General features: G+C 45.2%; 8 protein-coding genes. 1 reads left to right on the top strand and 7 read right to left on the bottom strand.

The annotated features are described in order from the left end of the window. Positions 1 to 79: 79 nt before the first annotated feature. On the top strand, positions 80 to 553 hold the full coding sequence (locus F597_RS0105170; RefSeq protein ID WP_019538654.1) for a GNAT family N-acetyltransferase: 474 nt from the start codon (positions 80 to 82) through the stop codon (positions 551 to 553). Positions 554 to 582: 29 nt separating this feature from the next. Here F597_RS0105170 and F597_RS0105165 read toward each other — a convergent pair whose 3' ends face one another. The 7 genes from F597_RS0105165 to F597_RS0105135 form a co-directional block, all read right to left on the bottom strand. Next, on the bottom strand, positions 583 to 2,736 hold the full coding sequence (locus tag F597_RS0105165) for a GH92 family glycosyl hydrolase (RefSeq protein WP_019538653.1): 2,154 nt from the start codon (positions 2,734 to 2,736) through the stop codon (positions 583 to 585). Positions 2,737 to 2,766: 30 nt separating this feature from the next. Beyond that, on the bottom strand, positions 2,767 to 4,041 hold the full coding sequence (locus F597_RS0105160; protein WP_019538652.1) for a glucuronyl esterase domain-containing protein: 1,275 nt from the start codon (positions 4,039 to 4,041) through the stop codon (positions 2,767 to 2,769). 240 nt (positions 4,042 to 4,281) lie between these two features. Continuing rightward, positions 4,282 to 5,418, bottom strand: a complete 1,137-nt coding sequence (locus F597_RS0105155) for a glycoside hydrolase family 76 protein (protein ID WP_019538651.1) — start codon at positions 5,416 to 5,418, stop codon at positions 4,282 to 4,284. A gap of 89 nt (positions 5,419 to 5,507) precedes the next feature. After that, positions 5,508 to 6,635: a SusE domain-containing protein gene (locus F597_RS0105150; RefSeq protein ID WP_245541994.1), complete on the bottom strand. Its 1,128-nt coding sequence runs from the start codon at positions 6,633 to 6,635 to the stop codon at positions 5,508 to 5,510. A gap of 26 nt (positions 6,636 to 6,661) precedes the next feature. Continuing rightward, on the bottom strand, positions 6,662 to 7,810 hold the full coding sequence (locus F597_RS0105145; protein ID WP_019538649.1) for a SusE domain-containing protein: 1,149 nt from the start codon (positions 7,808 to 7,810) through the stop codon (positions 6,662 to 6,664). 26 nt (positions 7,811 to 7,836) lie between these two features. Beyond that, complete coding sequence (locus F597_RS0105140; RefSeq protein ID WP_026327149.1) at positions 7,837 to 9,459, bottom strand: RagB/SusD family nutrient uptake outer membrane protein; 1,623 nt, start codon at positions 9,457 to 9,459, stop codon at positions 7,837 to 7,839. Between the two features lie 17 nt (positions 9,460 to 9,476). Further along, positions 9,477 to 12,935 carry a SusC/RagA family TonB-linked outer membrane protein gene (locus tag F597_RS0105135; RefSeq protein WP_019538647.1) on the bottom strand — a complete coding sequence of 1,153 codons (3,459 nt, stop codon included), beginning with the start codon at positions 12,933 to 12,935 and terminating at the stop codon, positions 9,477 to 9,479. Positions 12,936 to 13,001: the final 66 nt, after the last annotated feature.

The following is a 13,001-nucleotide window of genomic DNA, read 5'->3' as shown; positions in this document are numbered from 1 at the left end:
CTCGTGCAAATGTAATGATTATTTGGGATTTTTGCCGTATTTTCGCACCGTATGTTAAATCTGAATTTATCACTACGATATGACTGAAGTGAATATAAGAATATGCGATTATACAAATCCAGATCACACAAAAGGGCTTGCCGATTTAATCAACGCTTATATTGGAGATAAAATGGGCGGCGGAGAGTTTTTATCGGTAGCCGACCAAATAGAGTTAACGAACGGGTTGAAACGGCATCCTGCTTCTGTCGTCCTATTGGCTGAAGCAGACCGGACTGTGTGTGGACTGCTGGTCGCTTTTGAAAATTTTTCGACGTTTACTATCCGTCCGATGATCAATATTCATGATCTGATCGTTCTGCCCGGTTATCGCCGCAAGGGGATCGGGCGACAATTACTTGAGGCGGTTATTGCGATCGGCAGGAAAAGAGGATGCAGTCGCATCACACTGGAAGTACGCAAGGATAATCTCTCCGCCCAACATTTGTATCAAAGTCTCGGATTCGGAGAGCCCTTGCCTGCCATGCATTATTGGCGGAAAGAATTGGAATAAGATGAGGTTATTAGCAACCCGTTATTTTACTATTCAGTAGTAGTTATTATCAGTTCTTTGCCCTGTGCCAGCTGGTCGTGTCGAATAAACCATCCGTCTATGGTTTCGTTACCGTATCTGATCTGTCGGATCTTCTTTCCGTTGCCCTCCTTCCTGATGGTAAATTCCCTGCTTTCACCCAAAGAAAATTTTACCTCGTCGAACAGGGGAACAGAGATGATATATTCCGGATCGGCCGGTGAATAGGTATACAGCCCGATGGCGTTGAACACATACCATGCCGACATCTCACCCGCATCGTCCATGCCCGCATAAGCCAGTTTCTCGGCGCCCATATCGTAAAAGCGATCCATGATACTGTCGAGTACACATTGCGCTTTCTCCTGTTTGTCGATAAAATAATAGGTATAGGGTATCGAGTGGGAGGGTTGGTTACCGTGGCAGTAATTACCGATAAATCCGGTCATATTATGCGCTTCATACCCTCTCCAAGGTTCGGTAAAGAGAGAGTCGAGTTTCTGATTCACTGCCTCATGAGACGGGTACAATGCAATCATTCCTTCCGGATCGTGTGGTGCGAAGAAGAGTGACTGCCAGGCATTCGCTTCCCGGTACATATAGGCGAAGTAGGGATAGTAGGGGTCGAAGTCCTCAATCCAGTTTCCGTTGTCGATCTTTCCACGCCAAAACCCGGTGGATGGGTCGAACAGGTTCTTATAATTGTTGGAACGTTCCATCAGTAACGAATAATTCGCCTCATCACCCAGTTCTTTTGCAATTAAAGCGGTTGCATAATCATCATAGGCATACTCCACTGTTTTGGTAACAGCCGCTTTGTATTCATCCCATGTAGGTACGTTGGTGGTATCTTTTTCCGCGATCCAGCCCCGTTCGATGTATTCGTCCAGATAAGGCCTTCCACCACGTCCGGGTACAGTAGCATTCTTCAGCAACAGCCTGTAAGCACGTTCCAGATCGAAATCGGTGATGCCGCGAAGATAACTGCCCGCCACGAATACCGAGGCGTGGTCACCGTGAAAGAAGGTAGGCATATAACCGCCTCTTTTCTCCCCTTTGTCGGTAATCGATTTGATGATATCAGTGGTCACATCGGGTGATAACATAGCCAGTAATACCAACTTGTTGCGATAGTCGTCCCAGAACGATGGATTGGTATAATAACGGAATCCTTCATTGACGATTTCTCCTGTTTCATCCGTGAAATCCCCGTTTATATCACTGCGCAGGGCAGGCCAGAGGAATGAGCGATAGAGGGTAGAGTAGAAGATCCCTTTTTCACGCTCGCTACCACCTGATACTTTGATCTTCGACAGCAAACTGTTCCACTCTTTGTCGGCCTCTTCACGGACCTGTTCGAAACTCTTATTCAGCATCTCCTCTTCTAAGTTCATCTTTGCATTTTCGATGCTGACAAAGGAGAATCCTATTTTGAGTTCCAGCGGGTCTTTCTGATGGTTTTCCCCGAAATTTACCAGTGAAATTTCATGCTGATCGTCTTTTACCTGTTGGATATCCTCTACCGGATAATTGGATACTGCATAGAAATACATTTTTCCTTCGGCATCCTGAAAACCGGAAAAAGTATACTCATCTACCTTTTGGATGCTCCAGTCCTTTACCCGATTATTGGAACGGGTCATATCGGCAATCAGCTTTTTGTCTTCCCCCTTGGGATAGGTATACCGGTGAAATCCGCAACGCAGGGTAGTAGTCAGTTCCACGTCGATACTATATGTTTCGAGGAATACCTGATAGTAGCCCGGGTGAGCCGATTCGTTATCATGACTGAAAGCGGAGGCATAATTTCCGGGAGCAATCTCTCCGGTAACAGGTAACAGGGGAATATGCAACAGATTCCAGTGCCCTTTATTTGTATGTGAGAACCCGTAGATCACCGTATCTTCGTATTGATATCCCGCTCCGCTCCGGAACTGGGTGACGGGACTCAACTGCACCATGGCGTTGGGCAGGGAACTTCCGGGAAAGACTTCGGCCCCCCAGGTACGTACATCCCAGGTACGTACATATCCCAGATCCTCAGGTTCCCATAGGGTGGCTGTACCTAAGAAAGGGTTTACATAGTCAGTGAGTTTTTTCTCTGCTGTACTTGTGCAACCGAATAAAACGATCGACAGGAGAATAATAGGTGAAATTAGTTTCATCTTATGTTGTTGAAGTTGATTAAAAACAAATTAATTCTTGAAATGCTTATCTGCAAAATCCAGATAACACTCCCAATCATATTCCGTCACATCATGTTTGCCTGCTCTTATATGGTAACCTATGTCTCCCATGATCGGTTTATGCAATTGCGGCATCTTGTCAGAATCGATGGCTGTCAATCCGTAGAGAAGATATACCGGGCCTGCATGATAGGCGGATAAGAATTCACCTTTGGGGTCTGCCCAAAGATCTTCTTCGGCGCTCGCCACATACACTTTTCTGGGCGCTATCAAGGCAATAAGCTGATGCTGGTCTACCGGCAATATTTCTTCCCGGTTATTATACTGATGAAAGTTCTTACAGAACCAGTGTGGGAAGTTTTTATTGATAATGTCGATGGTTTCCCCGAATTCCCTTCGGAAGAGTGCCGCGCCACCGCAACCCGAATCATTGGATATCACCATCCGAAAACGCTTGTCCTGGGCGCCGGCCCAAAGCGCAGCCTTTCCTTGCCGGGAATGTCCCATGATGGCGATCTTGTCACTGTCTATCCTTTCCTGGGTTTCCAGAAAATCGATGATCCGGCTCGATCCCCAGGCCCAGGCGCCGATAGCCTGCCATTCGTCGGCCACGATATTTTCAGGATCATATTCCGGAAAAAGAGAGACAATACTGTGATCTCTTAGTTCCGGTTTATCGGGATAAATATCGTGATAGCACATTGTCGCCACGGCATATCCCCGGTCGATAATTTTATCGTAACTCCATCGGCTTGTTTGATTCCCTCTTTCCCAATCCGGATGATCCGGTTCTTTTACCAGATGGAAAACGGGAGAGTAAAGAACCGTTGTGTCTGAAGTAGTACTGTGATTTCCTTTGAAATTGTAGCCGACAAAAACAGGCACTTTGCCTGCCGGTTTATTGGGAATGTACAACAGAAGGATAGCTTCTGTTTTTTTCTTCCCATTGGAAAAAGTAAATTTCACCTGCTTGCCGGTTGCTTTACCGCCCAACGCACCAGGGTTCCCCGTCAGTATTTCGTAGGTAACGTCGATCTTTCCCTCAGGCTTACATCCATACACCTGTGAAGCGAATAACTCCAGCAGTTCCGGCCTTCTCTGCGTTTCCCACTGCTCTATGGTCGAGACCACCTTTCCGTTCTCACATTGCAAAAGCTCGGGTAGCACATACGAAGGGATTTTCGACTCATCGTAATTCACGTTTTGCTGGGAATACATGAGGGAAGCGGTAAAAAGCCATACAATTAAACCTGTAAATTCTTTTATTCTTTTCGTTGTTATCATCTATTGTATTTTTATGGTTGAACCCGATCATAGATTTTCTACCTCGCATTTTACAAATATACTGTTTTTTATTATTTAATTAGTAGCGATATACTTACTTCGAGTTTCAAGCCAATAGTGATTGGTGCCATTGTCTATTTTACAGGTAATGCCGATTTTGCCACGCTCCTCTTTAAAGTTTTCCTGTTTCTCCGTTCCTGTACACCATATTGTACCAAGAGATATTACAGATAATCATTCTTAATTGAATAATTCTTCTTTCTCTAACAGGGCGGCGGCTTCAATCAACATGCAGCCACTGAGTTGCTCGGTCAGCCCCGTGGAAGTTCCCGGTTTCTGACGCCAGTTAGGTCCGAATAATACAGCCGGTTGTGTGGTTCCCTGTTCCCATAGGGTCTCGGCATTCAACTTCATAAACTGAAGATACCTTCTCTGGATAGGTGCGTCGAGTCGTTCCTGTTGGATCAAATCGGTGAAGTAGCGGATAAAGATGCCTTTGAAAAGCCCTCCGTCACCAGTACCTTCACTTTTGAGGACAGAGTTTTCCACCAGACTGCCGATAGTATAATCGGCCGCTTTGACTGCATCATTGAGATAGGATTTCTCGTTGAATATCTTATGTAACTCAACTGCCGCGCCGATATAGGTGCCTTGATTGTAAGTGAATACCCACTCTTTGTTAATCTCTCCGGTATTGGAGTTGATATTATCCCAGACTGCGCCCGTGTTGGTGTTCACCAAGGTCGACTTGAGCCAGCCGTAGATTCTGATGGCCCACTCTCTATCTTCTTCATTGCCAAATTCCTGATAGAGGCGAGCAGCAAGGATAGCTGCAGGACCATTAGAGCAGGCGTTTTTACTGTATTCCATGCCCTTTTTCCAGGTAATCCCGCCGCCGGCATTATCGTTCCAACCTTCTTTGATATACCCCCATAACTCCAGTGCCGCATCCTTGTATTTGGCATCGCTGGTGGCCTTATATGCCCGGAGTAAGGCCAGTGCGTTCCATTCCATATCGTCGTAAAAATCGTTATTCCATGTATTGCCATTCTGTACTTTCACCCCCTGGAACCATTGATCGAAGTAAGTGCTGTATTCGGTATTACTGGTACGTTCATAGGCATCAATCAATACATCGAGTGCATGTGCATTGGGCCAATACTGAAAGGTAGTGTTACCGCTATTGTCGGTATTGAAATAGTTTCCTCCACTGTTCCAGAATTGATTGATCAGAGCCATGCTGCTCGCATTAGCTGCAACGTTCCAATCGATTGTTTCTTCCTCTTCGTCCTCTCCATTAGCCGGTATATCCTCTTTCCCGCAAGACCACCAGAGAGGGATTATCAGCATAATTAAAAAGAGATATTTTTTCTTCATAAGAGATGATTTTTATTCAAAAGTTGTATCCCTTGCCCAAAGAGAGTTGTAAGAAACTCCCTTTGGACTGGATATTTTTTTAATGATTCTTATTTAATAACTAAATTATGGGTATAGGGTCCATCCGGGTTAAGCGAGAAGGTGACATCATATCTTTTTCCGCTCCATCCGTCGGTGGCGGGTGATTTCCATATCTGCCCGTCTGTCCACTGTGTCACATTTGTCCTTTCAACCATATAGTAATATTCGGGAGCTCCGGTAGGTTTGCTGTCATTATCGGCTGCTCTCCACTCGGTCTCTCCCTCGCTGCTCTCCATACGGAATTTGTAACGGTCGTCGGTATTGTCGTTGCCAGAGAGCCCGCTGATCTCGTAATCGGTCACACCCCATACGCCGGAACCGATGTAGGGTAACTCAATATATCGTTGAGCCCAATTAAGGAAGAGGCTCACTTTGGTGATATGCTTCATCGAGTAGGAACCGATTTCAAAGTTGAGGTAGAATTTATACACGCCGGTAACAGGTACCTCCGAAGTTCCGTCTACCACAATGTTGTCCTCTGTTAAGGAGTATGTTGTGTATTCGCCTGATCTGCCGCTGACGAATTTGAATGGTTGACCTTGCGTCAGCCGGGTGTAGATCTCAAATTCTCCCTCGGCAAGATTTTTCATCGCGATGGCATTAGCGATGTCAGCACCTCTTTCGGTGGCCTCGCCGGTAATAAAAAGCTCCATGGGGATATCCTCAAAACCTGCTAAGCGGGTAATGACAAGACTGTGCTCCTGTGACGATTTTATCGTTTTGGTTCCTTTCGAAGAAAGTACGGTCCATTTGATCGTACCGGTGGCGGAAGGGTTGATGCCTGCCTTGTCGGCGATCTTGTTCAAATCTCTGTGAGAGACAGTGACATGGTTTGACAAACCGTTATTATCCGCCGTAATGATATAAATAGGACTGGAGAAATCGCCATCCGCACTGTCGAAAGCGATCCGGTAAGTCGCCACGCCTGCCTCGGCGTGGTTGATATAATCCCATTCGAAATAGAGTGAAGCAGAGACAGAGGGCTCCAAAACCACCTCCCTGGCATTCATCGGTTCAATCAGAGAGGTTACCTCTGTCAGCCGATCATCGGGCGTTCCCATATTGTCGCTACAAGAAGCGAAGAGAGCCGCAAAAAGGATGATCAACGCGATCGTTATATCTGATTTGTACATCATTTTATATTTTAAGGTGTATTATACTATTATTCACTTAGTTCAATGGAATGGGTATAATAAGGGATATTGGCCTGCAAATAGATCGTGTAATTGGCCGGTACTCCATCAAAATCACCCGCCAGTTTCCATTTGTTATCCCATTGAGACGGATTCACCAGGGCAATATGGTAATAAGAATCCGGGCTATTGGGTTCAGGACGGGAGTCAGTGGGATTCTTTGTACCCCATTCCATCTCTACTATCTCACCTTCACCGGCATCCTCGCGGACATACATTCTGAATTTGTATCGCTCATCCCTTCCCCAACTCTCTTGTTTGAAGGTAACCGTTTGCGCTTCAGCCCGGAAAACTCCGTTGCCTACGTAGGGCAATTCAAACAACATGGCGTTCGAGGGTGAAAAGAAGAAGCCGATTCTTTCAATCAGGGTGTAAGTGGCAGAACCGGTAGTGAAGTCGAGTATGATGCGATAGACTCCCTCTTTGGCAAGGCTGGTAGTACCACCTTCTACGAGTATCCCATTGGCAGTAGAATAGATTGCCGATTCCTCCGATGTGCCATTGGTGAAATGGAAAGGAGTATCTGCTTTTAAGAAGGTATACATCTCAAACAGCCCCTCTTCTTCCTCACTTTCTCTCATGATAAGTGCGTTGGAAAGATCAGCACCGCCCTCTGTGGCTTCTCCGGTAATGTAAACCTGTTCGGGGATATCGGCAAAACCTGCCAGACGGGTCACTGTGAGTGTACGCTCTTCCTGTGCCTTCACAGGTTCGTATCCTTTAGAGGAAAAGACAGTCCATTTAAGTGTTCCTTGCGCTGCCGATTCCACACCTGCCTCAGCGGCAATCTTGTTTATCTGCTTGTGGGTAAGTGTAGCCCGGGTACTACCTCCGTTATTGTCGGCTGTAATTATGGCTACCGGTGCTGAAAAGTCTCCATCTTCTTTGTCGAACGCAACCTCATAGAGCGGGTTACCACCATCTTCAGCCAGCGCCGGCTCCCACTCAAAGGTGAGTGAGCCTTTCGCATGCAATACAACTGCTTTTCCATTATCCGGATTATACAATTTTTGTACGGATGTAACGCCGTAATCCCTTACTACGCCCTCGCTGTCGCATGCAATGAACAGAGGGATAAGGAACGATAGCGTTATAAGTCTTATCAATATATTTTTCATTTTATCTGTAGTTTAAAATTATGATATTAATATCCGGGATTTTGCGTCAGATTAGGATTGATATCACGTTGTGACTGGGGAACAGCAAACAGGTAGTCCCTGTCTTTATTAAACCTTCTCTGGTCTAATCGGATGTATTGCGTGTTGCCCCCGGCAAATTTAGCTCCGGTAGGAGTGGCGTTCATCACTGTTTCAATCGTACCCCAGCGACGGATATCGAATAAACGTAGCCCTTCATGGAAGAGTTCGGTGCGACGTTCACGACGGATAATTTCCCGTAGGTCGCCATTGGCCGGATAGTTTAATGCTCCGGCATCGGTGAAGCCGGCGCGTTCGCGAAGAGCACGGATGGTTTGATCCCATACCGTCTGGTTCATTTCTCCCAATTCGTTTTTTGCCTCTGCATACATCAACAGGATGTCAGCATAACGCATTAATATCAGGTTCAGTCCGGCAGCTATTCCTTCCGGAGCAGTAGGATCGAAGTATTTTCTGATATAATATCCGGTGGCGGTGGAGTTTTGTCCCGGGCCGGCGTATTCATCCAGATCGGAAGCGCCTGGAACTCCATCGGAAGAACCGGGTCTGATATAAATAGTCGATACAGAACCATCCCCTTTTTTCCACTGATAACCATGATAAACGATAGAATAACCGAATCGCGGATCTCTGTTTACGTAAGGGTTATCTTCATTATAGCCTGATCCGGCCTCATGGATTGCCTTACCATTCGTCATAATATAATCATTCACCAATTCCTGTGTAGGCGCTGCAGCATTGATACGTCCGCCCACGCTGATGGGGATGGCATCGTACATCTCACTCCAAGTCCTCAGGGTAAGAGTGTAACCCATGTCGAGAATCACCTCTTGGTTCAGTTCGTTCTCCGGCAGGAAAAGTCCTTCATAGCTGGGAAAAAGTTCGTACCGGCCGTACTCTCCGTTGATAATATCTTCGGTGATAGAGGCTACATTTGCCCAGTCATTTTCGTAGAGATAGGTGCGTGCCAGTAGGGTCATTACCGCTCCCTGAGTGATCCTGCCCTTGTCTTTATCGGCATATTCTCCGCTCTTTGGTAAGGTATTGACGATAGCATTCAATTCATTTCTCACGAAAGTGATCACCTCCGCTTTAGGAGAACGGCTGATGGTATTGGCTTCCTGAAGATTGATGTTGTAATCGAACAAGGGTACATCGCCGTAATGGTTGGTGAGCCGGAAGAATAGGGAAGCCCGGATAAAACGGGTTTCAGCAATCATTCTCTCCTTTAAAGCTGCATCCATATTTGGCACTAAATCGATATTTTCAAGAAAAATATGACAGGTTTTAATGCCTTCGTAGCAGTTTTTCCACTCATTGGCAAACCGGCCGAGGGCAGCGTCGGCTTGTCCCGAAGTAATGATCTTTTCATCTGTATTACCCCTGCCTTCGTATATATTATCCGTCAGGCGTTCGTTGGCAAAGAAATAGCCGGCATTGAACATCTGGCTATAGGCCATATTGAGTACCGCATCAGCCTTTTCTACGGAGGTCCAGTAATTGGCATCCGTGAATTTATTGGTGGGCGCAAGATCGAGGTCGTTACACGAAGAGAAAGCGACAACTGTAACTATGATAATTGTTATATATTGTATGATTTTTGTTTTCATATTCATAGCGTAAAATATTAAAATACAATGTCCAGTCCAAATCCATAATAAACCAGTGTGGGATAATTGCGCCCACTGTTGGCTCCTACACCTGCGATACCTCCCATGTTATTGCCAAACTCGGATGTTTCTGGATCAATAAAAGAGTTTTTCGTGAGAGTGAGCGGATTCTGTGCGTTAACACTTATACGCATTTTCTCAATGCCAAATTTATTGGTAAATAACTGAGGTAAAGTGTATCCTAACTGGATATTTTTTATACGGATGTAGGATCCGTCCAACAGATAAATATCCGTACCGGCTCTACCCCAGTTATTCTGACTTGAAGAGGAACTGGGTGCGATCAATCGGGGCCATCTTGCATCAGGATTGGTAGGTGTCCAGAAATCCAACTGATGACGATAGATGGCATAGGAATAGTTGGAGTGAAATGGCTCTATCAACTCTCCGCGGAGATACATATCCCTTTTACCCACTCCCTGTAGCATGATGCTGAAATCGAAATCTTTCCATTGCAGGTCATAAGTAAAACCGAAGGTATATCGGGGGAAGGCATTACCAAGTACAACACGGTCTTTTTCATCGATGACTCCATCCCTGTTTTGATCCACATATTTTACATCTCCCGGCTGTACAGTGGCACCGATTGGTAAAGCACTGTCTGCGATCTCTTCAGCGCTCTGGAAAAAGCCGTCTGTCCTATATCCGTAGTAAGAACCCAGTGCCTCTCCTTCACGGATTAATTTGTACATCTGATCGTTTTGATCAATTCGTTCCTTTCCGCCAAAGTCGGTTACCTTATTCCTGGAGTCGGAGATATTCAGATTGAAATTGTGATTGAAATCACCCGATCTTAACCGGTAATTCACGGTGGCCTCCCATCCCCTGTTTCTCATTTCTCCGGCATTTTCACTTGCCGCGGTAGTTCCGAATACGGAAGAAACCTCGGGAGCCAGCAAAATATCCCATGTTCTCTTGTTAAAGTAATCGAGAGTGACATAGAGATCGTTATTGAAGAAACCGGCATCCACCCCAATATTGAAGTTTCCCGATTTTTCCCATGTCAGATCGGGATTTCCATAGGTGAATCCGGTACCCGGTACCGCTTGATTATTAAACACGTAACTGTTGGTATACATTTGGTAGACCGTCTGATAGGAATAATTGGCTACGTTTTGGTTACCCAGTACCCCGTAGGAAGTTCTCAATTTCAGGTCACCTACGTTATTCCGGTAATCTCCCATAAAACCTTCTTCTGAGATTCTCCATGCACCGGAGAAGGAAGGGAAAAAACCCCATCTGTTGGCCTTTGCAAACTTCGACGAACCATCGTACCGGAAAGAGATATCTGCATAATATTTATCCATATAGCTATATCCCACACGTCCGAAGATCGACGTGATACTGGTTTGATCCGTGGCAGGATTGCTGCCTTCAGTACCGTTGGAAGTGAAATTACCCGGATCGGGTTCCGACTCATCGGTGGTGGGCAATCCCAGGTCGGGATCGGTTTTGATAAATGCGAGCCGGCTTGCCTTGTAAGTGTAGGACTCATTGGATGTCCCTAACAACCCCGATACTTGATGTACATTATTGAAGGTACGGCTGTAATCCAATAAAAACTGCGTACTCAGCGTGTATCGTTTGTTATTGTAATCTTCCGTAAGCCTGTTCGGATTGATATTGACGCTTGGGGTTTCCAGATTTGTTGCCGAATAGAGAGGTACCTGTATATCTCTCCTGAAACGGTGATGCTGGGTAAGATCCAGTCCCACCAACGCTTTGGCAGTCAGCCCGTCGAGAATGTTGTAATCGAGGTTCAGGCTTCCGATAAAATTATCTTCAGCTTTGTTCTCATACCCACCGTCTTTCAACTTAGCCATTGTATTGTCGTCACCGATAATATCGTTAATCAACCATTTCCCGTCTTGTTGAAATTTATAGTAATAGTAAGGAGGGATACGTGATGAGTTGATGATCACATTACCGGTACCTCCGGCTATAGTCCGTTCCTGACGGCGGTTGTATGCCGTTAAGGCGGTCAACTTGAACCGGTTGTACTCGGTGGTCAGGTTCGTACGGAAGTTGTAACGTTCTAACCCGAAGCCTCCTACAAAATTACTTTCCTGATTCAGATAGCCTGCAGATACCATATAAGTGGTGTTTTCACTTCCACCGGATACATTGAGGTTATAATTTTGCTGAAGTCCCTTCTGCATAATCTCGTTAAAAAACCAATACTCTTCGTTCCGGTGTTCATACAAGTCGCGTATCTGTGCGGGCGTGAACAGTGGTGCACTTCCTGAATTTATATTGGCTTGATTACGGTACATGGCGTTTTGCCACCCTTCTACCGGCTGAAAAAGTATCTGAGGATCCTGGTATCCGACAAGGGCATTAAGACGTACCGTCGGTTTTTGCGATTTGGATCCCTGCTTGGTGGTGACCAGGATGACTCCATTGGCGGAGCGTGATCCGTAGATGGCGGCACTACCCGCATCTTTCAACACCGAGACATTTTCGATGTCGTTCTGATTTATATTGTTCAGCGTGTTTGCCGTGGAGATCAACCCGTCAATAACGATCAGGGGATCATTATTCCCCATCGTACTTACACCCCTGATATTGATACTCAGATTGTTATCATTAGGGTTCATATTCCTTTGCTGAATAATCAGGTTGGCTGATGCTCCTTGCAACGCCTGTACCGCATTCGACACCGGCCTGTCTTCAAACATGCTGGAGTTGACCTGGTCTACTGCTCCGGTAATACTTCTGCGTTGACGGGTACCATAACCGATGACGATCACTTCGTCCAGTGCTTTTGTATCTTCCTGTAAGATGATATTGAACTGGTTACTTCCGGAGGTAGGAATTGTTTGTTCAAGATATCCGATATAGGTGATTCTAATGGAGGCATCATTCGCCACAGTTAAAGAAAAATTACCATCGATATCGGTAACAGTACCGTTGGCAGTGCCCACCTCTACAATGTTGGCACCGATAATGGATTCACCTTGTGTATCTATTACTTTTCCAGTGATTTGTTTTCCGGTCTGTTGTTGCAAGCTATGAGAAACGGCTCGTTCCTCGTTCTTCAGGGGAATTCCTTCTTTCGATTCGTATACCACGATTTGTTTATCCAATATCCTGTACGTAAGTCCGGTTTCGGATAAAATCGTATCCAATATTTCTTCTACATTTTTCGAGTTGACATTCACATTTATTCTTTTATCCATCATTTTTTCGCTATTATCTGAAAAAACGAAGATGTAATCACTATTTCTTTCAATCTCTTTGCATGCTTCTTTTATAGATGTTGATTTCAGATTAAAAGTGAATACTTGTGAATAACTTGTCGCTGCTTGAGAAAACAAGATGCTACAAAATAGTAAGAATAATGTTGTTCTCATGATTTTTGGTACGTAATTAAAAATATTGGGATTTTTCTTCTCTCCAATAAAGTATTTATTCATATTTTTGTATGATTTTAATTATTAATAATCAGGGTAATTAAATTCAATTTTGTCGGACGATATTTG

Source organism: Proteiniphilum acetatigenes DSM 18083 (genome assembly GCF_000380985.1).
GTDB classification, from domain to species: Bacteria; Bacteroidota; Bacteroidia; order Bacteroidales; family Dysgonomonadaceae; genus Proteiniphilum; species Proteiniphilum acetatigenes.
Note: the sequence above shows the minus strand (reverse complement) of the source record. Positions and strands in the feature narration are given on the sequence as shown.